The sequence below is a fragment of the Streptomyces sp. RPT161 genome (assembly GCF_027533845.1).
Lineage (GTDB): Bacteria > Actinomycetota > Actinomycetes > Streptomycetales > Streptomycetaceae > Streptantibioticus_A > Streptantibioticus_A silvisoli_A.
On the sequence record NZ_JAPZVN010000002.1, the window covers coordinates 204,438 to 229,804 of the forward strand.

The following is a 25,367-nucleotide window of genomic DNA, read 5'->3' on the forward strand; positions in this document are numbered from 1 at the left end:
ATCAGCCTAGGTCCGGGCCGTTCACTCGTCGATTCCGGAACGTTCCACTCCGGCGACGATGAAGCGCTGTAGCACGACGAACACCACCAGCAGCGGCAGGATCGACACGGCCGCCGCGATGAACATCTCGTGCAGGTTGACCGTCTGCCCGGTGTTGAACGTGGCCAGCGCCACCTGCACCGTCCAGGACTGCTGGTCCTGGCCGATCACCAGCGGCCACAGGAAGGCGTTCCACGAGCCGATGAAGACGATGGTGCCGACCGCGGCGAAGACCGGCGCCGAGTTGGGCACCACGACCCGCCAGTACGTACGCCAGTAGCCGAGCCCGTCCACCCGCGCCGCGTCCTCCAACTCCCGTGGAAAGCCCAGGAAGTACTGCCGGAACAGGAACGCCGCGAACGCGCTGAACAGCGTGGGCACGATCAGCCCGCGCAGCGTCGAGATCCAGCCGAGAGTGGAGACCAGCACGAAGCTGGGGACGAAGGTGACCGCCGACGGGATCATCAGGGTGCCGAGGATCCCGTAGAAGACCTGGTTGGCCCAGGGGTACGGGATGCGGGCCAGCCCGTATCCGGCCAGCGAGGCCAGCAGCAGCGTTCCGGCGGTGGTCGCTGCCGCGATCCGGGTGGAGTTCCACAGCGCGTGCAGCATCGGCACCGAAGGATCGTCGAACAGTTCGCGGACGTTGCCCCACCGCACGTGTGTGGGGAAGAAGGTCCAGTGGGCCCCGGTGATGTCGGACTCGCCGGCCAGTCCGTTCCGTACCAGCAGGTAGAACGGGATCAGGAACAGCACGGCGAGTGCGACCAGGATGACCAGCCGCAGCGCCCGCGCGAACCCGCGCAAGCCGTCGCCCATCACGCCTCCTTGCGGCCGAGGCCGAACCAGCGTGCCTGCGCCACCGTGACCACCGCGATGATCAGCGCGAGCACCACCGCGCCCGCGCTGCCCAGCCCGAGGTCCTGGCCCTGCCCGAGCGCCACGTAGTACAGGTAGACCAGCGGCGGCCGGGCGTACGGTGGATAGCCGCGGGCGCTGGACAGCAGGTTGTAGAACTCGTCGAACGCCTGGAACGCGTTGATCACCAGCAGCAGCACCACCGCCACCGAGGTGGCCCGCAGCTGCGGGAAGGTGATGTACCGGAAGACCTGCCAGCCGGGCCGGGCGCCGTCCACCGCCGCCGCCTCGTACAGCGTGCTCGGGATGCGCTGCAGACCGGCCAGGAACAGCACCAGGTAGAAGCCGGCCTGCAACCACAGTCGTACGGTCACGATCACCACCCAGTACCAGGGCGGACGGGTGGTCGACAGCCAGGCGACCTGATCCGCGCCGAACCAGCCGAGAACGGTGTTCGCCAGCCCGAACCGCACCCCGTTGAAGATCGACAGCTTCCAGACCATCGAGGCGACGACGTACGAGCAGGCGGTCGGCAGGAAGAACACCGAGCGGAAGAACGCACGGGCGAACCGCAGCCGGTTGACCATCAGCGCCAGGCCGAGCGAGAGCGCGTACGTCGCCGGGACGATGAACAGCGAGAACACCGCGAAGGTGGCCAGGCTGGAGGTGAAGGCCGAATCCGACAGTATCGCGGTGTAGTTGGCGAACCCGACGAAACGGGTGGGCGTCACCGTGTTGTGGGCGTCGAAGAAGCTGAGCGTGATGCTCCACAGCAGCGGTACGTAGCCGAAGACGGTCAGCCCGATCACGAACGGGCCGGTGAACACCCAGAACCACAGGTAGCGCCGCTGCGGCCCGAGCAGTCGGGTCAGCATCCGCTCAGCCCGACTTGCGGCGCACGCGCTGGAGTTCGGCGTTGACCGTGGCCACCGCCGATCTCACCTGCGCCGCCGGGTCGGCGCCGTCCTTGATGATCCGACTGACCGCGTCCGCCAGCGCCACCTGCGACCTGGGCGTCCACAGCAGCGGAAGCGCGTGCCCGTGGTCGGTGCTGAACCGTACGGCGTCGGCCGCCGCGCCCGAGCGCAGCTTCGCCGCCTTCCTCGCCAGGGAGAGCCGGGCCGGGATGTGGAATCCGTAGGAGAGCGCGAAGTCCTCCTGGTAGTCGGTGCGATCCACCCACAGCCACTTCACGTACGCCTTGGCCGCGTCGATGTGCCTGCCGCGCGCGCTGACCGCCGAGGCGTAGGCGCCCACCGGCACGGCCGGGCTTCCGGCGGTGCCGTCCTGGGGGAACGGCAGCACACCGAAGTCATCGCCGAGCGCCTTGCCGATCTGCGGCAGCGCCCACAGTCCCGTCCACTGCATGGCGGTCAGCCCCTGGGTGAACGCCGACGGGTCGGACCAGTCCGCGGGTGCGCCGAGCAGCAGTGATCCGCTGGCGTACAGGGTGTGCAGCTTGCCCAGGGTCCGCGCGGCGGCCGGGTCGTCGAATCCGGCCTTCCCGTCGTCGGTGACCAGCCGCAGCCCGGCGGCGACCAGCGGGATGCCGCCCTGGCCGAGCACACCGGCGCCACCGTCGTTGCCGAGGAACAGGCCCTTGGTGTCCTTGCCGGTCAGCGCGTGGGCGGCGGCCACCAACTCGTCCAGCGTCCGCGGGGGTTGGACGCCCGCCCTGGCCAGCAGGCTCCTGCGGTAGTACAGCATCTGCATGTCGATGGCCTGCGGAACGCCGTAGACCCTGCCCTGGTACGTCTTCGGCTCCAGCACCGCCGGGTTGAAGTCGGCGCGGACGTCCTTGACCAGGTCGGTGAGGTCCACCACCTGGCCGCCCTGGATCTGGTCGATGGACGGTCCGCTGTCCTCGAACACATCGGGACCGGCATCGGTGAGCAGCGCGGCGGCGGTCTGCTGGTCGTAGTCACCGGGCCGCCACTGGACGGTGACCCCGGCCGGCCGGTACGCGGCCGCGTACCGGCGTACGGCCTGCTCGGTGCCCGGCTCGCCGTACTGGTGGTACCACTGCGACAGCGCGGGACCACTGCCCGAACCACCGCCGCCGCGACCGGTGTTCGACCCGCAGGCGGCGGCGAGCGCGCCGGTGAGTGCCAGGCCGCCGCCGAGTCCGAGCAGTCGGCGGCGGGAGAGCGCGGGAAGCGTGCTGTGCTGCGGCTCCGACATGGTCTAGAAGTATCGCCCGGTTGCGTGTGACACGCATTGCGAACACGTGAATTGGTCAGCGCCATTCCACCGCGAAGGCGCGGGCCGGGTTGGCGACGAAGAACGCGTTCGCCACCTCCTCGCCCAACTCACCGACGATGCGCGGCCGGAGTACCCGCAGCAGGAACGGCATGCCGGGGCCGCCACCGGAGGAGGCCCGCGCCGCGGCGGTCGTGGTGTCCGCGCCGATCAGAACCTGGTCCGCGCGGCCCGACGCGGCCAGCGTCACCAGCGAGTCGAACAGCCGCCAGTCCGTCGCGTGGTTGGCCCGTGACGGCCCGTCGAACGCCAGGAACGCACCGGATTCCGCCGCCTCCCGCTGCACCCGCAGATCGGGGGAGCGGTTGAGGTGGCCGAGGACCACCGAGGCCGGCGGCACCGCCAACCGCCCGCACAGCAGGTCGAGTACGTCCAGCGGCGCGGTGCCCAGCTCATGGTGAACGGCGATCGGCGCGCCGGTCGCGTGGTGTGCCTCGGCGGCGGCCGTCATCACCTGCCGGGCGTGCGCGTCCAGCCCGTGGAACACCGGCGACCTTGATCAGGCCGGCCCTCACCGGTTCGGCCGGACCGTCCGGGTCCTCGTCCCGGCGTACGCCCTCGGTGAGTTCGGCCACGAAGAGTTCGGCGAGCCGGTGCGTCACGCGCTCCAGCACGCCGGGCGCGCAGTGGGCGGCCTGGTGCAGGCCGGTGGCAGCGACGATGTGTACGCCCGCGTCGCGGGAGACCTGGGGGAGCGCGTCGGTGCGGCGGGCGGTGCCGAACGGCGACCACTGCACGACCGCCTGCCCGCCCAACTCCCGGAAGGCGCACAGCTCCTGGGTGGCCGCCTCCGGGTCGTCCAGCTCCTGGCCGGGCAGTTGCGGGCTGCGGAAGAACAGGTGGTCATGGGCGTCGCAGACGCCCAGCTCGGCGGCGGGGATGTCACCGAGCACGGTACGGACGGCGGCCCGCGCGGGCTGGCTCTGTCGCATCGCGGCTTTCCGTTCGGGTGGCGGGGGCCGGGACGCGTGCCCGGCCGTCAACGATCACGCCGTTACACGGTAAGGGCGGCGCGCTCGGGTGGGCGGCGTCAGTCCGTGGCGTCGCTCGCGGGGGACCAGATACTGATGACGCCGGGGAGCTCGGACAACTCCGAGACCAGATGGTGCACCTCGCCCCGGCCCTCGATGGACAGCCGCACCTCGGAGGTGCCCGCGGGCCGCTCGTGCTCCTCCTCGTCCTCCAGCCAGGGGGCGTGCTCCACCCGTACGTCCACCACCCGGAAGCCCTCTCCGGTGCACCGCTCCAGGACGCGCGGCAGCACACCGCCGCCCGAACGGTAGGCGAGCAGCAGCTGGGCGTGCTCGGCCGCGGAGACGCTCGGGAAGCGGCGGGTTATCAGCGGATAGCCGCGGATCACCAGGAAGTGCCCGAACGTCGCGGCGACCGCCAGCAGGGGCAGCCCGCCGCCGCAGGCCATGCCCACGCCACAGGTCAGCCAGATGGTGGCGGCGGTGGTCAGACCGCGCACCGTGTGTCGGTGGACGAAGATGATCCCGCCGCCGATGAAGCCGATGCCGGAGATGATCTGCGCGGCCACCCGCGAGGGGTCGAAGGAGACGTGTTGCAGGGCCAGCACGCCGTTGAAGCCGTGCTGGGAGACCTCCATGAACAACGCGCTGCCGACCCCGACCAGGGTGTGGGTCCGCAGCCCGGCACTCTTCTGCCGGATCGCCCGCTCCAGGCCGATCAGTGTGGAGAGCACCAGCGCGAGCCCCAGCTCGGCCAACTGCCGCAGGCCCTGCCCGGCGGCCGGATCCCACAGCGGCAGCGCGATCGTCCGCATCGGTCACCTCCCAACCGAGAATGTGTGGTCGAGCCTATCCCCGGAGGCTGACAATCGGTCAGTCAGCCAACTCCAATGGCTCGCGCGGGTAGGCGTTCGACCGGGTATGTCTGGAATGAGGTGAAAGGCCGGGTGCGGGTGGGGCGGACCGTAAAGGTGGGGAAAGCTCGCTGCAAAGTGGAGTAAACCAATCCGAACGGATTTCCGTCTCTTCTCTTGAGAAGGACTGCCCGAAGCCTGAAGAGAGAGCGACGACCGTGGGACTCACGTCCAAAGTGTTCTTCATAGTGCTGGTGATCATCGCGGTAGCGGTGGTCGCCGCCGCGCTATGGCTGTGGCCGCGCGCCGCCAAGCAGGGTCCGGTGCCGTGGCTCGGTCGGCTCGGGCTGATCGCCGCGACGCAGGTCGCCATCCTGGGCGTCATCCTCGTCGCCGCCAACAACAACTTCGGGTTCTACTCCTCCTGGAACGACCTGCTCGGCAACCCCGAGGGCCAGCAGCTCGTGGACGCGGGCCACACCACCGACGGGCGGCCGGTCAGCCTGGTCGTCCAGGGCAAGACCGACGCCGGGCTCAAGGGCGGCAAGACCAAGGCCGGTGAGGTCGAGGCGGTCACCTTCCGCGGCCCGTCCTCCGGGCTGACCACCGACGGCTTCGTCTACCTGCCGCCGCAGTACTTCCAGAAGGGCCACGAGAAGGACAAGTTCCCGGTCGTCGTCGCACTCACCGGCTACCCGGGCGTGGCGAAGAACCTGATCACCGGGCTGAAGATCCCGCGCACCGTCTCAGATGACATCGTGGCCAAGAAGATCAAGCCGACCATCTACGTGATGGTGCGGCCCGCCATCGTGCCGGGCCGGGACACCAACTGCACCGACGTCCCCGGCGGCCCGCAGGCGCTGACCTTCTTCAACCAGGACCTGCCGATGGCGATCGCCAGCCAGTACCGCACCAGCGACACCCCCGGCACCTGGGGCGCCGTCGGCGACTCCACCGGCGGCTACTGCGCGCTGAAGTTCCCCATGACCAACCCCACCCGGTACGGCGCGGGCGCCAGCCTGTCCGGTGACTACTTCGCCCGGCAGGACCACGACACCGGTGACCTCTACGCGGGCAGCGCCCAGGTAAAGCGGGAGAACGACCTGATCTGGCGCATGGAGCACCTGCCCGCCCCGCCGGTCTCGCTTCTGCTGACCAGCAGCAAGAAGGGCGAGGACAACTACGGTCCCACCATGAAGTTCGTGTCGAAGGCCAAGGCGCCCACCAGGATCGACACGCTGATCCGCGACGAGGGCGGCCACAACTTCAAGACCTGGCGCGCCGAGTACCCCGAGGTCATCCTCTGGCTGGACAAGCAGCTTTCGGCCCGCGCCCAGCAGCCGTAGCGGCGACTAGCGGCGACGGTTCTTCCAGACAGCCCGAGGGCCTGTCCGCAACTAATTCGCGGACAGGCCCTCAGGCTGTCAGGCGCGGTTAGTCCGCTTATTGCGTGATTGCTTATGCGGTACGCGTCACAAAAACCGGGGACCCCCAGCCGCCGACGGAAAGCCGACGGCCAGGGAGCTCCCAGGATGAGACGGTCAGTGGTTGGCCGCGCCGTTCCCGGACAGAACGGGGATGTTGTCCAGGATGTGCGACAGCGGGGCATCGCCCTGGCTGAAGCTGGAGTTCTCCGTGCACATCTGGCTGCCGTTCTGGTTGATGATGTCCTGCAGCTGGACGTTGATGGGCACGAGGTTGACGATGGGAACGTTGGCCTGGACGTTCCTGATCGGGATTGCGATGCACGGCTTGTTGAGCGTGCCCTGGACCAGGCCGATCTGCGGGCTCATGTAGCCGCCCGTGGTCGTGTTCCCGTACCTCTGCTCCGAGCCGTTGCCGTTGGCGGAGTTGGGGCCGTGGTCGTCGCCGATGGCCATCGCCGGCGCGGCAGAGACACCAACGATGGAAGTGACCACCGCAGCTGTAGCGAGAATCTTCTTGATCACGCGAGTTTTTCCTTCCGATCCTGGAGCGCCCCACTACCGGAGCAGACTGCACAACTCCCGGCGCAAGGAGAAGTTCCTATCGTTCACCCTCCCGGCGCAATTTCATGCGCCACCGGAGTGTGCAATTCGTGTAAGGGAATCCGCTGCTGTGTTCGTGCTCCGTACGCATTCCGCCACGCCTCCCGGGAGGCGCCCGCGGCGGCCTGGGGCGCGACCCGGGACGGCCGGCGGTGCTGGGCGTAGGATTCCCGGGTGGCGTCTGAGGCAGAGGAACCCGAGGAGCCGCTGGTCACCATCGCGCCGTACGCGCCGCCGCCGCCGGATCCGCTGGACCGGCCGTGGGTCGGGCCGATGTTCGTCATCGGCGTTCCGGTGGCCCTGGCGGTGGTCGTCTTCCTCTTCCTGCTGCTCCGCTAGCGCCGCCGGGACCTCGCCGACGTCGCGCACGCGCGGGTCGCCGTGTACATCCAGGTGGCGGGCAGCAGTGCCAACCTACAAGCGGCCGCGGTCAGTTGGGCGGTGCTCCGCCCCCCTTGCGCGTCCTCGGCAGCAGCGCACGTATGCGTTCGCGCATCCCCATGACCCCCGTTGTCGTCGTTCACCGGGGATCACCGACGCCGCTGCGGCGCGGGCCGGTTCCGGTGGTGGCATGATGACGGACCATGGACGCTGGCCGCCTGCCCGTATTCGTGTACGGCACGCTGCGTCCCGGCGAGGCCAACCATGGGCTGCTGCTCGGCCGCACCGCCGCCGCGACGCCCGCCGTACTCCCCGGTGCGCTGCTGTACGAGGGGCCCGGCTATCCGTACGCCGTGGACGATCCGGGCGGCGGCGAGATCCGCGGTGAGCTGATCGATCCGCTGCCCGAGGTGTACGAGGCGGTGCTGGCGGATCTGGACCGCCTTGAGGAGTACGTGCCGGGTGCGCCCGGCAACCTCTACGATCGCCTTGCCCGCGAGGTCCGCGTGGCGGCCGGGCACGTCCGCCCGGCCTGGGTCTACCTGGCCGGCACCGCGACGGCCCGCGCCCTGCGGGCCGACGGCGTCCCCGTCCGGGGCGGGGACTGGCGCCGGCGGCGCCTTCCCGGCGCTCCGGGGTAGCGGCGCCCCTCCCGCCGGCCCAACCTCCTTACCGGAAAAGGCGCTTCACGGAGGACACGTCGGCGCAACGCCGACGCAACTCGCCGTCGGCAGACTTGAGCCATGACGGATGTGACGCCCGAGCCCGAGTCCGGTTCCGACTTCGATTTCGACGGTGTGTTCGACAGTACGGCGCAGCTCATGTCCCTGGTCTCCCGGCAGCTCAGCGCGCAGCTGACCCGGATAGCCCCGCCCGGTCGGCGCACCGACGAGACCGCGCGGGCCCGGTCGGCCGCCTGACGAGGCCGGAACCGGTCCGGCGCGGCGACGCGCGGGCGCGGCTGTCAGTGGCTGCGGTTACCGTCGCAGTATGGACTGGAACCACCCGGTGGCGGCCGCCACCGGCGCCCCGTACGACGAAGCGGCCACCGAGCGCTGGGTGCCCGAGCCGGACAAGCGGCCGGGCCGCACGGCGTTCCAGCGCGACCGCGCCCGGGTGCTGCACTCCGCCGCGCTGCGGCGGCTGGCGGGCAAGACCCAGGTGGTCGACCCGGCCACCGCGACGCCCGAGGTCAACACCAGTCCGCGCACCCGGCTGACGCACTCCCTCGAATGCGCCCAGGTCGGCCGGGAGTTGGGGGCGGCGCTCGGCTGCGACGCCGACCTGGTGGAGACCGCCTGCCTGGCGCACGATCTCGGCCATCCGCCGTTCGGACACAACGGCGAGCAGGTGCTCGCCGAAGTCGCCAAGGATTGCGGGGGGTTCGAGGGCAACGCGCAGTCGCTGCGGCTGCTGACCCGGATAGAGCCCAAGCGGTTCACCACCGATGGCGCGGGCCGCGTCTCCAGCGTCGGCCTCAACCTCACCCGGGCCGCGCTGGACGCCGCCACCAAGTACCCCTGGCGTCAGGGCGATCACCCCACGGACCCGGCCTCCCGCAAGTTCGGGGTGTACGAGGACGACGAGCCGGTCTTCAACTGGCTGCGGGCGTCCGCCCCGTCCGGCCGCCAGTGCTTCGAGGCGCAGGTCATGGACTGGTCGGACGACGTCGCGTACTCCGTGCACGACGTTGAGGACGGCCTGATGGCCGGGCACCTCGACCCGAACCTGCTGCTCGCCGAGCCCGAGCGGCAGGAGATCTACACGGTCGCCATGGGCCGCTACGCGCGGGACGCGGCGCCTGACGAACTGGCGGAGGCGCTGGACCGGCTGCTGGACCAGGAGTGGTGGCCGCACGGTTACGACGGCTCCGCCCTCGCGCAGGCCCGGTTGAAGGACGCCACCTCGCAGCTCATCGGCCGCTTCTGCCTGGCGGCCGAGCGGGCCACCCGGGACGCCTACGGCCCCGGCCGCCTCAGCCGGTACGTGGCGCAGCTCGTGGTGCCCCGGAGCGTACGGCTGGAGTGCGCCGTGCTGAAGGCGGTGGCCGACCGCTATGTGATGCAACGCGCCGACCAGGCCAGGCGCCGGGCCGAACAGCGCGTCGTCATCGCGGAGTTGGCCGAAGCGCTGGTGGCCAGGGCCCCCGAGGGCCTCGACCCGCAGTTCCGCGGCATGTACGAGGTGGCTCCCGACGACCGGGCCCGCCTCAGGGTGGTGATCGACCAGATCGCGTCCCTGACGGACGCCGCGGCCCTGACCCTCCACCACCGCCTGGCCGTGTAGGGACTTCGGGGCCACAACCACCCGCACCGCACAGGGCCCCCGGGCGGCAACCCCTCCCGCCAGCGGCAACGACCGCGCGCCGTCCCGGCCGTGTCGCGGGCGGCGCAGCCCGAAACCACCGGCCCCCCCGAAGCCCCCGGGGCGCGGTGCCGGGGAGAAGCGAACCGCGGCCGGGGGGTGACCCATCGCCCCCCGGCCCTGCACCATGGAGATCACAGGCCAAGCACCCCCACGGTGCGGCGCCCTTCACGTGGGCCGTACGGTGCGGGACGCTCCCTGAGGACGGATTCGCCGGGGGATTCCGCGCGAGGAGGCGCACAGTGGTCGACGCACATCAGACGTTCGTCATCGTCGGAGCCGGACTGGCCGGGGCGAAGGCAGCCGAGACCCTCCGGGCCGAGGGCTTCACCGGCCGGGTGATCCTCATCGGCGACGAACGCGACCACCCCTATGAACGCCCCCCGCTGTCCAAGGGCTATCTGCTGGGCAAGGACGACCGCGACTCGGTCTTCGTCCACGAACCCGCCTGGTACGCCAGCGCGGACATCGAGCTCCACCTCGGCCAGCCGGTGGTCCACCTCGACCGGGTCGCCAGGACCGTCACCCTCGGCGACGGCACCGCGCTGACGTACGACAAGCTGCTGCTCACCACAGGCGCCGAGCCACGGCGGCTGCACATCCCCGGCACCGATCTCGCGGGCGTCCACCACCTGCGCCGCCTGGCGCACGCCGAGCGGCTGCGCGGCGTCCTCACCTCGCTCGGCCGGGACAACGGCCACCTGGTGATCGCGGGCGCGGGCTGGATCGGCCTTGAGGTGGCCGCCGCCGCCCGCGAGTACGGCGCCGAGGTGACCATCATCGAGCCCGAGTCGACCCCGCTGTACGCCGCCCTCGGCCCCGAACTCGGCGCGGTCTTCGCCGATCTGCACCGCGAGCACGGCGTCCGGTTCCACTTCGGCGCGAAGCTGACCGAGATCGTCGGCCAGGACGGCATGGTGCTCGCCGCCCGTACCGACGACGGCGAGGAGCACCCGGCGCACGACGTGCTCGCCGCGATCGGTGCCGCGCCGCGCACCGCGCTCGCCGAGGCGGCCGGGCTCACCCTCGCCGCCCGGGCGGACGGCGGCGGCGTCGCGGTGGACGCCGCGCTGCGCACCTCGGACCCGGACATCTACGCGGCGGGTGACTGCGCCGCCGCCCAACACCCCACGCTGGGGCTGCGGCTGCGCGTGGAGCACTGGGCGAACGCGCTGAACGGCGGCCCCGCGGCGGCGCGCTCGATGCTGGGGCAGGACGTGTCGTACGACCGGGTGCCGTACTTCTTCTCCGACCAGTACGACCTGGGCATGGAGTTCTCCGGGCACGTGGCGCCGGGCAGTTACGACCAGGTGGTGTGCCGTGGGGATGTCGGCAAGCGGGAGTTCATCGCCTTCTGGCTGGGGCAGGGCGGCGAGGGGTTCCGGGTCCAGGCCGCGATGAACGTGAACGTCTGGGATGTGACGGACACCTTGCAGGAGCTGATCCGCTCCGGCCGTACCGTCGACCCCGACCGCCTCGCGGACCCGGGTGTCCCGCTGCCCGAGTTCCTGGAGTGATCAACGGCTCCGCTCCAGGAGGGAGGCGCGGGACGCCGCTGTCGTATCCCGACCGTAGAATTCAGTCGTGGCGGGCAGGATCCGGGATGAGGATGTGAAGGCGGTTCGGGACGCGGTCCCGATCGACGCCGTGGTGTCCGAGTACCTTCAACTCCGTCCGGCGGGTGGCGGCAACCTCAAGGGACTATGTCCCTTTCACGATGAAAAGTCCCCTTCCTTTCAGGTAAGTCCAAGCAAGGGGCTTTTCTACTGCTTCGGTTGCCAAGAGGGCGGTGACACCCTCGACTTCGTCATGAAGCTCGACCACCTCTCCTTCGCCGAGACGGTCGAGCGGCTGGCCGCCCAGGCCGGCATCACCCTGCGCTACGAGGAGGGCGGCTACACCCCCGGCCGCCAGCAGGGCGAGCGCACCCGGCTGGTGGAGGCGCACAAGGTCGCCGCCCAGTTCTACGTCGACCAGCTGGGCGGCGCCGAGGCCGAGATCGGCCGCAAGTTCCTCGCCGAGCGCGGCTTCGACCAGGCGGCGGCCGCCTACTTCGGCGTCGGCTACGCCCCGGCGGGCTGGGACCACCTGGTCCGCTTCCTGCGCGGCAAGGGCTTCTCCGACAAGGAGCTGCTGCTCTCCGGACTGGCCAGCGACGGCCGCCGCGGTCCCATCGACCGGTTCCGCGGCCGGCTGATCTGGCCGATCCGCGACATCACCGGAGAGGTGATCGGCTTCGGCGCCCGCAAGCTGCGCGAGGACGACAACGGGCCGAAGTACCTCAACACCCCCGAGACCCCGCTGTACAAGAAGTCCCACGTCCTCTACGGGATCGACCTGGCGAAGAAGGACATCGGCAAGACCGGCCGCGCGGTGGTGGTCGAGGGCTACACCGACGTCATGGCCTGCCACCTCGCGGGCGTCACCACGGCCATCGCCACCTGCGGCACCGCCTTCGGCGAGGACCACATCAAGATCCTTCGCCGGGTGCTGATGGACAACTCCGGCTCACAGGTGGTCTTCACCTTCGACGGGGACGCCGCCGGTCAGCGCGCCGCGCTGCGTGCCTTCGAGGACGACCAGAAGTTCGCCGCCCGTACCTCCATCGCGGTCAGCCCCGGCGGCATGGACCCGTGCGAGCTGCGGCTGGCCGAGGGCGACGGGGCGGTGCGCAACCTGGTCGACCAGGCGCTGCCGCTGTTCGACTTCGCCATCCGGTCCACCGTCGCCCGGCACAACCTGGACACCGCCGAGGGCCGCGCGGCGGCGCTGGAAGAGGCCGCGCCCATCGTCGCCGGGATCAAGGACGCCGCCATCCAGCACGAGTACGGTGTCCAACTCGCCGGAATGCTGGGCATCCTGGAGGTGGACTTCGTGGTCCGCCGGGTCAGCCAACTCGCCCGCTGGCAGCGCGAGCGCGGCCGTCAGCCGGACCGGCAGCGCCCCGCCGCCCGTTCCGCGCCCGCCGGGCCGCAGCCCGCGCCCCGGCCCACCGGCCCCCGGCTCGATCTGCGCAGCCCGCACCACCGCGTCGAGCGCGAGCTGCTCAAACTGGCGCTACAGCACCCCCAGTTGGTCGCCCCGGCCTTCGACGCCTACGGCGAGGACGAGTTCACCGCGGCGCCCTACGCCGCGGTGCGCCGGGCCGTCGCCGAGGCCGGGGGAGTGGCGGCGGCCGACGGCGACTACCTCACCCGGGTCAGGGACGCGGTGCCGGACGACTCGGTGCGGGCGATGGTCACCGAGCTGGCCGTCGAGCCGGTGATGCACAAGGCGCCCGACATCTACGCGGGAGAGGTGCTGGTCAGCGTGCGGCTGGCCGCGGTCAAGCGGCGGGAGAGCGAGCTGCGCGCCAACCTCGCCCGGCTCGGCCCGCGGGCCGACGCCGCCCAGATCGGCGCCGTGCAGAACGAGCTGTGGGCGCTGCAGCAGTACGGCAACCGGCTGCGCGACCAGGGTGCCGCGGGCCTGTGAATCGTAGTCGCGCGAGCGCTGCGGGTAACGAGAACCGAAGAAACTGACCGCACACCCCTCGTAGTCGAGGCGTCTCGTACCGCACACTGGGTCCGGTGCCTGAGTCCTCGGAGCGCGGAACGCCAGAACCCCCCGGCCATCCGCTCACGGTGCACTCCCGGACGGACAGCGGCGGGGCCGCGACCGTTCCACTGCCGCACGCCTCCGAGTCCGTGACCGCGCTCAGTGTGGAGGCCGTTCCTGTGCAGACGCAGATCCTCGCCCCCCAAGCCGACAGTGCCGTCGAACTCGTCCCCGTGGAACCCGAGGTGGAGCCCGCACTGGAGCGGGTGCCCGCGCAGAGCCATGCGGCAGCGCACCCCGAGACCGAGCCGCTGATCGACGAGAGCGACGAGAGCGACGAACCGGAGCCGGAACGTGCTCATCCGGCCGAGGTCTCCGGGCCGTCGGCCGATCTGTTCCGCCAGTACCTCCGGGAGATCGGCCGCATTCCGCTGCTGACCGCCGCGGAGGAGGTGGAGTTGGCCCGCAGGGTCGAGGCCGGACTGTTCGCCGAGGAGAAGTTGAGCGGCGCCACCGACCTGGACTCGCGGCTCGCCAGCGATCTCGACCAACTGGTGGTGCAGGGCCGGATGGCCAAGCGCCGCCTGATCGAGGCGAATCTGCGACTGGTCGTCTCGGTCGCCAAGCGCTATGTGGGGCGCGGGCTGACCATGCTCGATCTCGTCCAGGAGGGAAACCTCGGCCTGATCAGGGCGGTTGAGAAGTTCGACTACGCGCGTGGCTACAAGTTCTCCACCTATGCGACCTGGTGGATCCGGCAGGCCATGAGCCGCGCCCTGGCGGACCAGGCGCGCACCATACGGGTCCCCGTCCACGTGGTCGAGCTGATCAACCGGGTGGTGCGGGTCCAGCGCCGCCTGCTGCAGGAACGCGGCTTCGAACCGGCGACCGCCGACGTCGCCGCCCAACTCGACCTCACCGAGGAGCGGGTCACCGAGGTGCTGCGGCTCGCCCAGGAGCCGGTCTCGCTGCACGCGCCGGTCGGCGAGGAGGACGATGTGGCGCTCGGCGACCTCATAGAGGACGGCGACGCGGCGTCCCCCGTCGAGTCCGCCGCCTTCCTGCTGCTGCGCGAGCATCTGGAGGCCGTGCTGTCCACGCTCGGCGAACGCGAGCGCAAGGTCGTGCAGTTGCGCTACGGGCTGGTCGACGGCCGCCCACGCACCCTGGAGGAGATCGGCAGGATCTTCGGCGTGACCCGTGAGCGGATACGCCAGATCGAGTCCAAGACCCTCAACAAGCTCCGCGACCACGCGTTCGCCGACCAGTTGCGGGGATATCTGGACTGATGCGCTGGGGGCCTGGGGTCCTGCCCCCCGACCCCCGTGACGGCGAGCGACCGCGAGGCCGCGGGCTGGCGGTGTCCGAACCGGCCGAGGCCGCAAGGCGCTAGAGAGCCGCGAACGCCCCCGGATGCGTCTGGTCCCGTACCGCCCGGTACTGCTGCCTCACGGAGGAGCCGACCGCCAGGTCGTCCGCACCGGGCTCGGCCACCCGGCTCCCCGAGAGCACCGCGGACGCCCAGTGCGGCGGCTCCTGCGGCGACAGCGAACCCCGCTGGGCGCCCAGCGCCCAGGCCGCCTGCCGGGCCGCGCCCAGCGCCGCGTAGTCGGCGGGCGGTGGCACCACCACCGGCACCCCGAACAGGCCGGGCGCCATCGCCTGTACGGCGGGCAGCTCACCGGCGGGGCCGAGCAGGAAGACCCGGCGCACCGCGACCCCGCGCCCGCGCAGCACGTCCAACGCGTCAGCGAGCCCGCACAGCATTCCCTCGAACGCGGCCCTCGCGAGGTGTTCTGGCTTCATGCTCTCGCGTCGCAGCCCCGCCAACAGGCCGGCCGTGTGCGGAAGTTGCGGGGTGCGCTCGCCCTCCAGGTACGGCAGCAGCACCAGCCCGTACGACCCCGGAGTGGAGCGCAGCGCCAGCTCCGACAGGCCGGACAGATCGGTGCCCAGCAGATCGGCCGCGCCGCGCAGTACCCGTACCGCGTTGCGGGTCTGCACCACGGGCAGGTGGTGGCCGGTCGCGTCCGCGAGCGAGGTGATCAGGCCCGACGGGTCGGTCAGCGCCTCGTGGTGCACCGCGAACACGGTCCCGGAGGCGCCCAGCGCCACCACCGCGTCGCCCGGACCGAGGCCCAGGCCGAGCGCGGCCGCCATGTTCTCCCCGGTCCCGGCGGAGATCAGCAGCCCTTCGGGCGTGTGCCCGGCGGGCTCCGCGGGGGCCAGTACCTCGGGCAGCCGAACCCGGTGGCCGAGCGCCAGCTCCACCAGGTCGGTGCGGTAGCCGCCGGTGGCCGCCGACCAGTAGCCGGTGCTGGAGGCATCACCCCGGTCGGTGATGCGGCGCGCGGGACGGCCCAGCAGCTGCCACACCAGCCAGTCGTGCGGAAGCAGTACTTCCGCCGTGCGTTGCGCCGAGGCGGGCTCGTGCTGGGCGAGCCAGCGCAGCTTGGAGATCGGATAGGCGGCCTCGGGAACCGAGCCGACCGCCTCCGCCCAGCCCCCGGGTCCGCCCAGCGCCTCGGTGAGGTCGGCCGCCGCGACCTGGGCCCGCCGGTCGTTGCGCAGCAGTACCGGACGGACCAGCACCCCGCCCGCGTCCAGGGCGACCAGCCCGTGCTGCTGGCCCGAGACGCCGATCGCCTGGACCCCCTCAAGCAGCCCGTCCTTGGCCGCCTCCCCCAGCGAGAGCAGCCAGGCCTGCGGGTCGATCTCGGTCTGCTTGCCGTCTCCCTCGGTGGGGTGCGGGGCATACCCCTGCCGCAGTACGGCACCCGTGTCGGTGTCACATACGACGACCGTGGTTCCCGCGGTCGAGCTGTCCAAACCGGCGACTATCCCCATAGCGCCAGATCATGCCGTATCCAGGGATCAGGTGTTGCTGGTGCCCCAGTCGTCCTCGCCCGGCGTCCGCTGCTCGCGCAGCGAGCGCAACCGTTCGGTCACCGACGCGGGCAGCCGTCCGTCGATCCGGTGGGAGACCTTGTGGGCGGCCTTCCCCACCAGCTCCATGCCCTGCTGGCCCGCTGACTCCACGGTGTTCCGCACCGCGGGGTTCTGCGCGATGCGCCGGGCGGTCTTGCGCAGCTGTTCGTACCGCTCCCGCCCGGCGCGCGCGCCGAGCACATAGCCCACGGCGGCTCCGGCGATGAACGTCAGCCGATAGCGCATGGCTCCACCCTTCCCTCGTTCTGGCGTACCTGGTGCGCTTCGCCAGCATGCAACGGTTCGGCGCTCGGCGCCTACCCGCTGTAGCCATGCGACAACCCCGGCGACACCGGTTGGCGGAGCACCCCCCTGCTTGCGCTAATGTATGTGTCGCAGCGAGCGCACGCCGCCGGGGAGGCCCGGATGTGGGTGCGTTCGAGGCACACAGAGCATTCCTCCGTAGCTCAATTGGCAGAGCATTCGGCTGTTAACCGAAGGGTTACTGGTTCGAGTCCAGTCGGGGGAGCTCGGTCCCCTGTAGCTCAATTGGCAGAGCAGCCGGCTGTTAACCGGCAGGTTACTGGTTCGAGTCCAGTCGGGGGAGCATCACTCAAGGACCCCGTTAGGGGTCCTTTTCGTATGGTTGGGAACCGATCCCCGGCGGGTGAAGTCCTCCCAGGCGTGCGTGTGTGACCCGTGAGGGCGACAGATCGTATGAGCGGCTATGCTGCGGCAGACGGTGTGCACGGCAAAGCACGGCACGCCGTACGGGGCGTTAGCTCAGCCGGTTAGAGCAGCGGACTCATAATCCGTCGGTCGTGGGTTCGAGTCCCACACGCCCCACCAGGGTTCCATCGTGCAGAACCGTTTTCACCTGCGATGGAGCCACGCCGAGAGGTCCCCCGGATGGCTCCGGGGGGCACTCGAAGATCGTTAGCTCCGCCGATGCTCCGCCGGAGTGCAAACGATCACCGTCCAGTCTCCCGACGGCGTAACCGCGTCAACCTCCTCGAACGGTCGCCTCGGCGCTACGAGCCCACGCGGCAGAAGGCCCCGCCCGCGCGACGGGGGAACGCACGCGGACGGGGCCGTTCTATGTCGTCAGGTCACGGTTCGCGGGACCGGTCGACCTGCACGGGCGAGAAGCCCACGGCGGTCACCTCGACGCCGGCGCGGGCCAGGAAGGCCGCGTTCTCATCCTCCGGCGGCCCCAGGTCGAGCGCGGTCTTCGGGTCGCCCAGGAGTTCCGCGCCGGGCCGGTCGTCGTCCAGGCCGGGCCTTTAGGGCGGCCTCTACGGGCCTACGGGATCAGTGGCAGTTGGAGCTGGGTGGCACGGTCCCCACTTGGCGTAATCGGCCTCCCAGAGTGGACGCCGCCACCTGCGGCCGGGGACCGCGCGCCTACGTACGTCTGACAGTCGGCCGGAGCATTCCGGTGGCGTTGGCCTGGAGGAGTCGGGCCGCCGGGGCGGCCCGGGCACCCCGTGCCCGAGCCGCCCCGGTCGCTCTCAACCGCCCAGTAGGACCGGCAGCGCGCGATGCCCGTTGGAGATGAACGACTGCACGGTCTCCAACTCCTCGGCCGGTACCGCCAGTCGGGCATCGGGGAACCGGTCGAACAGCGCCGGAAGCGCGATGGCCGCCTCCAGCCGGGCCAGCGGTGCGCCCAGGCAGAAGTGCACACCATGCCCGAACGCCAGATGCTCCTTGTCGGCGCGGGTGACGTCGAACGCGTCGGCCCGCTCGCCGTGGTGGCCCGCCGCCTGGTAGTTGGCCAGGATCGGCTCGCCCTTGGCGATCCGCACCCCTTCCAGCTCCACGTCCTCCACCGCGTACCGCAGCGGGAGGTGTGCCACCGGGGCGCGGTACCGCAGCGCCTCCTCGATCACGTCTTCCCAGGAGGCCCGGCCGGAGCGGACCAGTGCCAACTGCTCCGGGTGGGTCAGCAGCGCGTGGATCGCGTTGTCGATGAGGTTGACGGTGGTCTCGTGCCCGGCGCTGATGACCAGCAGCAGGGTGTCGACCAGTTCGTCCTCGCTCAGCCGGGTGCCGTCGTCCTCGTTGCGGGCGGCGATCAGCACACTGGCCATGTCGTCGCCCGGCTCGGCCCGCTTGATCTCCACCAGCTCCCGCAGGATCTGGTAGATCAGGTTGTGGTTGGCCAGCGCCTGCTCGGGTGTGTTGGTGGTGGCGAACACCCCGTCCACCGCCCTGCGCAGCGGATCGCGCTGGTGGTCCGGGACGCCGAACAGGTCGCAGATCACCTGGATCGGGATCGGGTACGCGTACTCCTCGCGCAGATCGGCCGGTTCGCCGTCCGGCACGGCGGCAAGCCGGTCCAACAGCCCCGCGGTGATCTCCTCGATCCGCGGCCGCAGCGCCGCGGTACGCCGCGCGGTGAACGCCGGGGCGACCAGCTTGCGCAGCCGGCGGTGGTCGTCGCCGTACGCGGTGAACATGTTCGTCACCGCGACCCAGGTGAACAACTGCCAGTCCGGCGGGATCTCACCGCTGACGAAGGCGGGCCAGTGCTGGTGGGAGTCCTTGGACACCCGCGGATCGGTCAGCAGCCGCTTGAGCAGGTCGATGCGGCCTACTGACCACGCCACCACCTGGCCAGGAAGCTCCACCCGCGTCGCCGGCCCGTGCTGGGCGATCCTGGCCGCTTCTCCGGCGACGTCGCGGCCTGCGGGGTCGATGACATGGGGCTGGCTGTCCAACGTCTGTCTCCAGGGGTCTCGTCAGGCAGGGCGGACGGCGAAACGGGTACGGCCGCCGGGATCGGCCCGGGGGCGGAAGGCGTCGAGCGCGTCGCCGGTACTGCCGGTGGCAGCGGTGCGGCCACCGGCGGGAATCGCACCGGCAGCGCGGTGAGCGCCCGCTGGAAGGGGCCCGGCCGCCACTGCAACTCCTCGGCCGCAACGGCCAGTTCGATGTCCGGCAGCCGGTCGAGCAGCCGCTCCATGGCGACCGAGGCGATGATCCGCGCCTCACGCCGGGCCGGGCAGGAGTGCGGTCCCGCGCTCCACGCGAGGTGGGCGCGGTTGCCTGAGCGGTGGTCGGTGGCCAGGGTTGGGTCGGTGGTCGCGGCGGCGAAGCTGATGACCACCGGCTCGCCCTCACGCAGCGGGTACCCGGCCACCTCGGTGTCGTAGAACGGGTAGTGCACGCCGTAGTTGGCCATCGGCGGGTCGGTCCAGAGCACTTCGTCGAGCGCGTCCTCCACCGGCAGACCGCCGCCGCCCAGGCTTCCGGCGAACCGGTCGTCGGCCAGCAGCAGCCGCAGGCCGTTGGCGATCAGGTTGTGCATCGGCTCGTTGCCCGCGCCCATCAGCACGACGAGCTGGTGGATCATCTCCTCGTCGGTCAGCCGCGCCTCATGGGCCATCAGCCAGGAGATCAGATCCGCTCCCGGCTGCTTCCGCTTCTGCGCGACCAGGGTGATCAGGGTCTCGGTGAGCAGCGCGTCCGCCTTCTCCGCGTCCACCCCGTCGAAGATCCCCTGGTGGCCTTCCATCATCCGCTCGCCCAGCTCCGGCGGGCAGCCGAAGATCTGGTTCATCACCAACTGGGGCAGCACCCGGGCGTAGTCGGCGAGCAGGTCCGCCTGCCCGGTCGGGCCGAACCGGTCGATGACGGCGTCGGCGCTGCGTTCCACATAGCCCCGCAGCGCATGCGGGTCGACCTTCGCCAGGGCGTCGTCGATGGCACCGCGCAGCCGCTGGTGCCGATCGCCCTCCGCATAGAGGGCGTTGGGCCGCCAGGTCATCATCGGCACCACCGGGTTGTCCGGTGACACCCGCCCTTCGGCCAGCGCCCGCCAGCGCCGGGCGTCCTTGCCGAACGTCTCGGTGCTGCGCAGCACATGCAGCGCGGCGTGATAGCCGAGGACGAGGGTGGCGTCGACGCCGGGCGCCAACTCCACTGGTGCCAGCGGGCCTTGGCGGCGCAGCCCGTCGTAGACCCGGCCGGGGTCGCGGGCGAAGTCGGCGCCGTACAGCGGGGTGGCGCCGGACCCGGTGGGGTACGTGGGATAGGCGGACTGCCGGGGCTGGTGCGCCGGGCAGCCGGGGGGCGGAAGGGCGTCGTCCGGGGGACGGATGGTCACGCGCTCTCCTGGCGGTTGCGGGAGTACAGGTACTGGACGAGCGAGATCAGTGCCTCGGTGGACGACCTGCGGTCGCGGGCGTCGCAGGTCACCAGTGGGGTCTCGGGCAGCAGGTCGAGTGCCTCGCGCAACTCCTCCTCGGCGTACGCCGGCGCGCCGTCGAAGTGGTTGACGGCGACCGCGTACGGCAGGCCGTGCTCCTCCAGCAGGCCCATCACGTCGAAGGAGTGCTCAAGGCGCCGGGTGTCGGCGAGCACCAGGGCGCCCAGCGCGCCGTAGGTCATGTCCCGCCACAGCTGGGTGAAGCGCCGCTGGCCCGGAGCGCCGAACAGGTACAGCACCAGGTGGTCGTTGAGGGTGAGTCGGCCGAAGTCCATGGCGACCGTGGTGGTGGTCTTGTCGGGGACGCCCGCCAGGTCGTCGGTGAGCGCACCGGCCTGGGTCATCGTCTCCTCGGTGCGCAGCGGCCGGATCTCCGACAGGGTGCCCACGAACGTGGTCTTGCCCACGGCGAAGTGCCCGACGACGAGCAGCTTGACGGCGGTCCGCACCGTCTCGGGCAGATAGACGCCGTCAGAGGCGAGCACGGAGCCCATCGAGGACCTCCTGGAGGATCTCGGGTTCGGGGAGTTCGGCGGACGGTATGGGAGAACGGGTGATGATGTGGCCGCTGTCCACCAGGTCGCTGAGCAGCACCTTGGTGACGCTCACCGGGATCCGCAGATGCCCCGCCACCTCGGCGACGGACAGCGAGCCACCCCGGCACAGCTCCATGACGCGGCGTTTCTCCGGGCTTAAGCCGCCGGTCGCACCGCCGGCGGCGATCACCAGGGTGACCAGGTCGAGGGTGTTGCGGGTCGGGTGGGCGCGCCCGTCGGTGATGACGTACGGCCGCACCAGCCCCCGCCTCTTGCCCGGCGAGGTCATGCGGTCCTGCCGACGTCCTGCCGCGGCGGGCTGGTCAACTCCTTGCCCAACCGGTCGACCAGCTTGTGCATGCGGAACGTGACCGCCTCCATGTCCACGTCGGCGGCGGCGGACACCGCGAGGTACGCGCCGGGACCGGCCGCCACCAGGAAGACGAACCCGTCCACGAACTCGATCAGCGTCTGCCGCCAGCCGGTGTCCGGGTCGTCGCAGAACTCGGCGGTGGAGCGGCTGATCGACTGGAGCCCGGCCAGCGCGGCGGCCTGCCGCTCCGACTCGTCCCGGCTGATGCCCTGGGAGTGCGCCCGCAGCATTCCGTCGGCGGAGAGCAGGATCGCGTGCCGGGCGCCGGGGACGGCCAGTGCGTCGTCCAGCATCCAGCCGAGCCGGTCGTTGGAGGTCTCGTGCAGTCCGTTCATGTGTGGGGATTCCCTTCGTGGTCCGATGAGGAGGCACGGCCGGACCGGGTGCCGCGGGCGAACGCCCCGATGATCGCGGCGGCGTCCTGCGCCGAGCGGCCCTGCGGGGCCTCGGGCGTCGGCTGCTCGGCCGCCGTGGCCGGTTCGGCCAGCGGCTGCCTGCGGCGGCGTTTGGGCAGGCCGCCCGCGGTCGAGGCGTACACGGTGGTCGGCTCGGCGCCCGACGGGTGGGGGCCGTCGTATTCCGGAACGCGTTCTGGGACCGTCACCGGGCTGGTCGGGCGCTTCGGCGCCGCGTGCCTGGCCGTGGACGGCGGACGGGTGCGCACCGAGTCGGCGCTGTCGTCGGGCGACTGGGTGAGCAGCGCGCTGGGCAGGAAGACCACCGCCCGCACCCCGCCGTACGGGGAGCGGGTGTCGACGGAGACGCTGAACCCGTAGCGCGCGGCGAGCACCCCGATGGCGGCGAAGCCGAACTGCGGCGGGTCGCCGAGCCGGGTGATGTCCACGCTCTGCCCGGCACCGGTCAACAACTCGGTGGCGCGCCGGATCTCCTGCTCGATCAGGCCGACGCCGGCGTCGTCGATGACGATGGCCGTGCCGTTGTGGGCGGGTTGCAGGTTGACCTGCACCGTGGTGTTGGGCTGCGAGTGGCGGGCGGCGTTGTCCAGCAGCTCCGCGACGGTGAGCACGACCGGCTCGACGGCCCGGCTGACCACGGCGACGTCGACCTGGGCGTGCACCTCGACCCGGCGGTAGTCGCGGATCCGGGAGGTGGCGCCGCGCACCACGTCCTCCAGCGAGGAGGCGGCGCGCTGGCGGCCCGGCCAGGAGCCGCACAGTACGGAGATGGCCTGCGCGCGGCGGCCGAACTGGGAGTTGGTGTGGTCGATCGCCAACAGGTCCTGCAGCACGTCGGGGTTGTCGTGCCGCTCCTGCATCTCGGAGATGGCCAACTGCTGTTCGTTGGCCAGGCCTTGCAGGGCGCGCATGGAGGCCATCAGCGCGGCCTTCGCCGACTGGTCGGCGCGCGCCTGCGCGTTCTGCGCGGCCCGGCTGAACAGGTCGGAGACCGTCTTCAGGCTGTTCGCGTAGTCGGACCCGGCGAGGTGTCCGTGCAGCAGTCCGGGCGCTCCGGCGGGTTGGTGCGGTCCGGCCTCCACGAGGGCGGGGAGTCTGACGGTGGCCAGATGGCGGACTTCCTCGTCGCGGGAGCGCACGCTGTCTTCCAGCGAGGCGACGGTTCGGCGCAACCGGGCACTGATCTGCCGTTGGCGTATCAGCAGGACCACGACGGCCAGTGCACCGGCCAGGAGGCACCAGAACACCGCCTCCGGTATGTGTCGTGTCATCAGATCCTCGGGACGGGGGCGGGGGGATCACGGCCTGTGCGGCGGATCTTACCCAAGGCCACCGCACGTCTGAGCGAGAAGCGAATGGTCAACTGCCTTATCACTTGCGGTATTCGGGGTGATGTAGGGGTTGCCAGGGGTGGGCTAGGGGTGCGTGCGAGGTCGCGGTCCGCGACTGACTCGCGACTTCCTGTGTCCGTCATATATCGGCGGCAGAATATTTCGGAGACCGATGTAACCTGGAGGTGTCGGACGCCACGCCGCGAGGAGAGGAGGAGCCATGGGCGGTCCGCTGACCCCGGCGCCGCCGCGCCGCCGTCCCTGGCCCGCGTTCCTGCTGCATGAACGCCCCCGGCCGGACCGAATACGCAACCGGCCCGGCGCGTGGTGGCTGGCCGTCGCCACCGTGTGCTTCGGCGCCTTCATGGGGCAACTCGACGCCAGCATCGTCACCCTGACCTACGGCAGTCTGCGCACCGAGTTCCACGCCCCGCTGGCCGCGGTCGAATGGGTCTCGCTGGCCTATCTGCTCGCGCTGGTCGCCCTGTTGGTCCCGGTGGGCCGACTCGCCGACGCGCACGGGCGCAAGCTGCTCTACCTCTACGGGTTCGTGGTGTTCACCGCCGCCTCCGCGGCCTGCGGACTGGCGCCCACGCTCGGCGCCCTCATCGGCTTCCGCGTGGTGCAGGCGGTCGGCGCGGCCATGATGCAGGCCAACAGCGTGGCGCTGGTGGCCACCAGCGCGCCGCGCGACCGGATACGGACCGCGTTGGGCGTGCAGGCCGCCGCACAGGCGCTCGGTCTGGCGCTGGGCCCCACCGTGGGCGGCGCCCTGGTCTCCACCCTCGGCTGGCGCTGGGTGTTCGGCATCAACGTGCCGATAGGCCTGGTGGCGCTGGTCGCGGGCCACTACCTGCTGCCCAGGACGCGCGGCCGCAACCGGGTGCGCAGCTTCGACTGGCCGGGGCTCGCGCTGCTGGCGCTGGCCACCACCGCCGGGCTGCTCGGCGTCTCCGCCGCCTCGGGACTCGCCGTGCCCGGCTGGGGCGCGGCCGTGCTGTTCGCCGTCGCGCTGGTCGCGGGCCGGGGCTTCGCCGTACGGCAGGGGCGGGCCGCCGCACCGCTGCTCGATCTGGCGCTGCTCCGGCTGCGGGCGGTGGCGGCCGGGCTGGTCGGGGCACTGTGCGGCTATCTGGTGCTGTTCGGGCCGCTCGTCCTGGTGCCGGTGGTACTGACCGGCGAGGGCTCCTCCGAACTGGCGGCCGGGCTGGTGCTGACCGCGCTACCCGCCGGGTTCGCGGTGGCGGCCACCGGTGCGGACCGGCTGCTGCCGCGCGGTATGAGCGACCGCGGGCGGTGCCTGCTCGGCGCCGCGCTGTGCGCCGGGACGCTGGCGGCGCTGCTCGCCGTGCCGTTGGACGAGGTGTGGCTGACGCCGCTGCTGGCGGTGCTGGGGGTGGGGCTGGGGGTGTTCACGCCCGCCAACAACACGCTGATCATGGGGGCGGTACCCAGCAGTTCGTCCGGTACCGGGGGTGGCCTGGTCAACATGGCGCGTGGGCTCGGCACCGCGCTCGGGGTGGCGCTGGTGACCCTCGCGCTGCACCTTTCCGCGCAGTACGGGGCGCGGCTGGCCGTCGTACTGCTGCTCGGCGCCGCGGCGCTGGCGGTGGTGGCGGCGTGGTTCAGCCCGCGCCGAGCCGCAGGCCGCAGCAACTAGGGTCTAGTCATGCCGCCCCAGCCCCGATCCCCTGAGCCCCAGGCCGTGACGCCAGCGCCCGGTCAGGACGCCCGACTGCTCACCGAGGCCGTCACCCGGCTGCGGCGGGCGCTGCGGGCGTCGATACGTACCGACTACCCATGGGAGCAACTGCCCATGGCTCAGGTGGAGTTGCTGCAGGTGCTGGCCGAGCACTCGCCCGCGAGGATCGGGGATCTGGCGACGCGGCAGCGGCTCGCCACCAGTACGGTCTCCGGCCTGATAGGCCAGATGATCAATGCGGGTCTGGTGGCCCGCGCGGTGGACCCCGCCGATCGGCGGGCCTCCGCGGTGTCCCTCACCGACGCGGGGCGGGCCCAGCTGGCGGCATGGGCCGAGGCGCACGAGCGGCGGTTGGACGCCGCGTTGGGGGCGCTGGACGAGGAGGAGCGGGAGGTTGTGCGGGCGGCGCTTCCGGCGTTGTTCCGGCTTGCGGAGCAGTTGGACGAGACGGATCGTTAGGTGTCTGCCCGCCCGTTCGCCGGTTCGCCTGCGCTGGCGTTGCGGGCCCCCGCCTGCCCACCCGCTTGACGTCGGCCTTCGCCTGCCGTTGCGCTCTGCCGGTTGTGGGCCGGGGGCGC

General features: G+C 71.3%; 23 protein-coding genes, 3 tRNA genes and 1 pseudogene. 13 read left to right on the forward strand and 14 right to left on the reverse strand.

The window, feature by feature from the left end:
* Positions 1–21 precede the first annotated feature (21 nt).
* The 5 genes and pseudogenes from O5O46_RS05430 to O5O46_RS05450 all read right to left on the reverse strand — a co-directional run bounded on the left by O5O46_RS05430 (position 22) and on the right by O5O46_RS05450 (position 4,942).
* The gene (locus O5O46_RS05430; protein ID WP_269854083.1) at positions 22–858 is read right to left on the reverse strand and encodes a carbohydrate ABC transporter permease; all 837 of its coding nucleotides are present in this window, start codon (positions 856–858) and stop codon (positions 22–24) included.
* The gene (locus tag O5O46_RS05435) at positions 858–1,772 is read right to left on the reverse strand and encodes a carbohydrate ABC transporter permease (RefSeq protein ID WP_269854084.1); all 915 of its coding nucleotides are present in this window, start codon (positions 1,770–1,772) and stop codon (positions 858–860) included. Before O5O46_RS05435 ends, O5O46_RS05430 begins: the two co-directional genes overlap by 1 nt.
* Before the next feature lie 4 nt (positions 1,773–1,776).
* Positions 1,777–3,078: an ABC transporter substrate-binding protein gene (locus O5O46_RS05440; protein WP_269854085.1), complete on the reverse strand. Its 1,302-nt coding sequence runs from the start codon at positions 3,076–3,078 to the stop codon at positions 1,777–1,779.
* A 55-nt stretch (positions 3,079–3,133) separates the two neighbouring features.
* Positions 3,134–4,088, reverse strand: a pseudogene (locus tag O5O46_RS05445) (phosphotriesterase family protein).
* A gap of 98 nt (positions 4,089–4,186) precedes the next feature.
* A complete protein-coding gene (locus O5O46_RS05450) occupies positions 4,187–4,942 on the reverse strand; it encodes an MgtC/SapB family protein (protein WP_269854086.1) in 756 nt (251 codons plus the stop codon).
* 257 nt (positions 4,943–5,199) lie between these two features.
* On the opposite strand from O5O46_RS05450, the gene O5O46_RS05455 reads away from it, so the two are divergent.
* On the forward strand, positions 5,200–6,327 hold the full coding sequence (locus O5O46_RS05455; RefSeq protein ID WP_269854087.1) for an alpha/beta hydrolase: 1,128 nt from the start codon (positions 5,200–5,202) through the stop codon (positions 6,325–6,327).
* A gap of 195 nt (positions 6,328–6,522) precedes the next feature.
* Here O5O46_RS05455 and O5O46_RS05460 read toward each other — a convergent pair whose 3' ends face one another.
* Complete coding sequence (locus O5O46_RS05460) at positions 6,523–6,930, reverse strand: rodlin (protein ID WP_269854088.1); 408 nt, start codon at positions 6,928–6,930, stop codon at positions 6,523–6,525.
* A gap of 252 nt (positions 6,931–7,182) precedes the next feature.
* On the opposite strand from O5O46_RS05460, the gene O5O46_RS05465 reads away from it, so the two are divergent.
* From O5O46_RS05465 to O5O46_RS05495, 7 genes are all read left to right on the forward strand, one after another.
* On the forward strand, positions 7,183–7,347 hold the full coding sequence (locus tag O5O46_RS05465; protein ID WP_269854089.1) for a hypothetical protein: 165 nt from the start codon (positions 7,183–7,185) through the stop codon (positions 7,345–7,347).
* Between the two features lie 245 nt (positions 7,348–7,592).
* Positions 7,593–8,030, forward strand: coding sequence for a gamma-glutamylcyclotransferase family protein (locus O5O46_RS05470; protein WP_269854090.1), 438 nt, complete (start codon positions 7,593–7,595; stop codon positions 8,028–8,030).
* 102 nt (positions 8,031–8,132) lie between these two features.
* On the forward strand, positions 8,133–8,309 hold the full coding sequence (locus O5O46_RS05475) for a hypothetical protein (protein ID WP_269854091.1): 177 nt from the start codon (positions 8,133–8,135) through the stop codon (positions 8,307–8,309).
* Between the two features lie 70 nt (positions 8,310–8,379).
* Positions 8,380–9,675 (forward strand): deoxyguanosinetriphosphate triphosphohydrolase, encoded by a 1,296-nt coding sequence (locus tag O5O46_RS05480; protein ID WP_269854092.1) that lies wholly within the window; start codon positions 8,380–8,382, stop codon positions 9,673–9,675.
* 320 nt (positions 9,676–9,995) lie between these two features.
* The gene (locus tag O5O46_RS05485) at positions 9,996–11,270 is read left to right on the forward strand and encodes an NAD(P)/FAD-dependent oxidoreductase (protein WP_269854093.1); all 1,275 of its coding nucleotides are present in this window, start codon (positions 9,996–9,998) and stop codon (positions 11,268–11,270) included.
* Positions 11,271–11,337: 67 nt separating this feature from the next.
* Complete coding sequence (gene dnaG, locus O5O46_RS05490; protein WP_269854094.1) at positions 11,338–13,227, forward strand: DNA primase; 1,890 nt, start codon at positions 11,338–11,340, stop codon at positions 13,225–13,227.
* A gap of 95 nt (positions 13,228–13,322) precedes the next feature.
* Positions 13,323–14,579, forward strand: a complete 1,257-nt coding sequence (locus tag O5O46_RS05495) for an RNA polymerase sigma factor (protein WP_443072397.1) — start codon at positions 13,323–13,325, stop codon at positions 14,577–14,579.
* A gap of 100 nt (positions 14,580–14,679) precedes the next feature.
* Here the strand turns inward: O5O46_RS05495 and O5O46_RS05500 are convergent, their stop codons facing one another.
* Both O5O46_RS05500 and O5O46_RS05505 read right to left on the reverse strand, forming a co-directional pair.
* On the reverse strand, positions 14,680–16,137 hold the full coding sequence (locus tag O5O46_RS05500; protein ID WP_269854095.1) for an FGGY family carbohydrate kinase: 1,458 nt from the start codon (positions 16,135–16,137) through the stop codon (positions 14,680–14,682).
* A 27-nt stretch (positions 16,138–16,164) separates the two neighbouring features.
* Positions 16,165–16,464 carry a YtxH domain-containing protein gene (locus O5O46_RS05505; RefSeq protein ID WP_269854096.1) on the reverse strand — a complete coding sequence of 100 codons (300 nt, stop codon included), beginning with the start codon at positions 16,462–16,464 and terminating at the stop codon, positions 16,165–16,167.
* Between the two features lie 210 nt (positions 16,465–16,674).
* Between O5O46_RS05505 and O5O46_RS05510 the strand changes: the two genes are divergently transcribed.
* The 3 genes from O5O46_RS05510 (at position 16,675) to O5O46_RS05520 (ending at position 17,067) form a co-directional block, all read left to right on the forward strand.
* A tRNA-Asn gene (locus O5O46_RS05510) sits at positions 16,675–16,747 on the forward strand.
* A 5-nt stretch (positions 16,748–16,752) separates the two neighbouring features.
* Positions 16,753–16,825: transfer RNA gene (locus O5O46_RS05515), tRNA-Asn, on the forward strand.
* A gap of 165 nt (positions 16,826–16,990) precedes the next feature.
* A tRNA-Ile gene (locus O5O46_RS05520) sits at positions 16,991–17,067 on the forward strand.
* A gap of 662 nt (positions 17,068–17,729) precedes the next feature.
* Here the strand turns inward: O5O46_RS05520 and O5O46_RS05525 are convergent.
* From O5O46_RS05525 to O5O46_RS05550, 6 genes are read right to left on the reverse strand one after another with little or no spacing between them, the layout of a single operon-like run.
* Positions 17,730–18,878: a cytochrome P450 family protein gene (locus O5O46_RS05525; protein WP_269854575.1), complete on the reverse strand. Its 1,149-nt coding sequence runs from the start codon at positions 18,876–18,878 to the stop codon at positions 17,730–17,732.
* Complete coding sequence (locus O5O46_RS05530) at positions 18,815–20,329, reverse strand: cytochrome P450 (RefSeq protein ID WP_443072398.1); 1,515 nt, start codon at positions 20,327–20,329, stop codon at positions 18,815–18,817. The genes O5O46_RS05525 and O5O46_RS05530 overlap by 64 nt, the downstream gene beginning before the upstream one ends.
* On the reverse strand, positions 20,326–20,925 hold the full coding sequence (locus O5O46_RS05535; RefSeq protein WP_269854097.1) for a GTP-binding protein: 600 nt from the start codon (positions 20,923–20,925) through the stop codon (positions 20,326–20,328). The genes O5O46_RS05530 and O5O46_RS05535 overlap by 4 nt, the downstream gene beginning before the upstream one ends.
* Entirely contained in the window at positions 20,903–21,256 is a 354-nt protein-coding gene (locus O5O46_RS05540) for a DUF742 domain-containing protein (RefSeq protein WP_269854098.1), read from the reverse strand. The genes O5O46_RS05535 and O5O46_RS05540 overlap by 23 nt, the downstream gene beginning before the upstream one ends.
* Positions 21,253–21,675: a roadblock/LC7 domain-containing protein gene (locus tag O5O46_RS05545; RefSeq protein WP_391858188.1), complete on the reverse strand. Its 423-nt coding sequence runs from the start codon at positions 21,673–21,675 to the stop codon at positions 21,253–21,255. The genes O5O46_RS05540 and O5O46_RS05545 overlap by 4 nt, the downstream gene beginning before the upstream one ends.
* On the reverse strand, positions 21,672–23,027 hold the full coding sequence (locus O5O46_RS05550) for an ATP-binding protein (protein WP_269854099.1): 1,356 nt from the start codon (positions 23,025–23,027) through the stop codon (positions 21,672–21,674). The genes O5O46_RS05545 and O5O46_RS05550 overlap by 4 nt, the downstream gene beginning before the upstream one ends.
* Before the next feature lie 280 nt (positions 23,028–23,307).
* Here O5O46_RS05550 and O5O46_RS05555 point away from each other — a divergent pair, with 280 nt between their 5' ends.
* The gene (locus tag O5O46_RS05555; RefSeq protein ID WP_269854100.1) at positions 23,308–24,747 is read left to right on the forward strand and encodes an MFS transporter; all 1,440 of its coding nucleotides are present in this window, start codon (positions 23,308–23,310) and stop codon (positions 24,745–24,747) included.
* Between the two features lie 45 nt (positions 24,748–24,792).
* Positions 24,793–25,248 carry a MarR family winged helix-turn-helix transcriptional regulator gene (locus O5O46_RS05560; RefSeq protein ID WP_269854101.1) on the forward strand — a complete coding sequence of 152 codons (456 nt, stop codon included), beginning with the start codon at positions 24,793–24,795 and terminating at the stop codon, positions 25,246–25,248.
* Positions 25,249–25,367 lie beyond the last annotated feature (119 nt).

Coding starts and splice junctions, on each gene's coding strand:
- O5O46_RS05535 (WP_269854097.1), bottom strand. CDS start 20,925: ATGGGCTCCGTGCTCGCCTCTGACGGCGTCTATCTGCCCGAGACGGTG.
- O5O46_RS05435 (WP_269854084.1), bottom strand. CDS start 1,772: ATGCTGACCCGACTGCTCGGGCCGCAGCGGCGCTACCTGTGGTTCTGG.
- O5O46_RS05555 (WP_269854100.1), top strand. CDS start 23,308: ATGGGCGGTCCGCTGACCCCGGCGCCGCCGCGCCGCCGTCCCTGGCCC.
- O5O46_RS05470 (WP_269854090.1), top strand. CDS start 7,593: ATGGACGCTGGCCGCCTGCCCGTATTCGTGTACGGCACGCTGCGTCCC.
- O5O46_RS05500 (WP_269854095.1), bottom strand. CDS start 16,137: ATGGGGATAGTCGCCGGTTTGGACAGCTCGACCGCGGGAACCACGGTC.
- O5O46_RS05480 (WP_269854092.1), top strand. CDS start 8,380: ATGGACTGGAACCACCCGGTGGCGGCCGCCACCGGCGCCCCGTACGAC.
- O5O46_RS05505 (WP_269854096.1), bottom strand. CDS start 16,464: ATGCGCTATCGGCTGACGTTCATCGCCGGAGCCGCCGTGGGCTATGTG.
- O5O46_RS05550 (WP_269854099.1), bottom strand. CDS start 23,027: ATGACACGACACATACCGGAGGCGGTGTTCTGGTGCCTCCTGGCCGGT.
- O5O46_RS05475 (WP_269854091.1), top strand. CDS start 8,133: ATGACGGATGTGACGCCCGAGCCCGAGTCCGGTTCCGACTTCGATTTC.
- O5O46_RS05545 (WP_391858188.1), bottom strand. CDS start 21,675: ATGAACGGACTGCACGAGACCTCCAACGACCGGCTCGGCTGGATGCTG.
- O5O46_RS05440 (WP_269854085.1), bottom strand. CDS start 3,078: ATGTCGGAGCCGCAGCACAGCACGCTTCCCGCGCTCTCCCGCCGCCGA.
- O5O46_RS05430 (WP_269854083.1), bottom strand. CDS start 858: ATGGGCGACGGCTTGCGCGGGTTCGCGCGGGCGCTGCGGCTGGTCATC.
- O5O46_RS05540 (WP_269854098.1), bottom strand. CDS start 21,256: ATGACCTCGCCGGGCAAGAGGCGGGGGCTGGTGCGGCCGTACGTCATC.
- O5O46_RS05450 (WP_269854086.1), bottom strand. CDS start 4,942: ATGCGGACGATCGCGCTGCCGCTGTGGGATCCGGCCGCCGGGCAGGGC.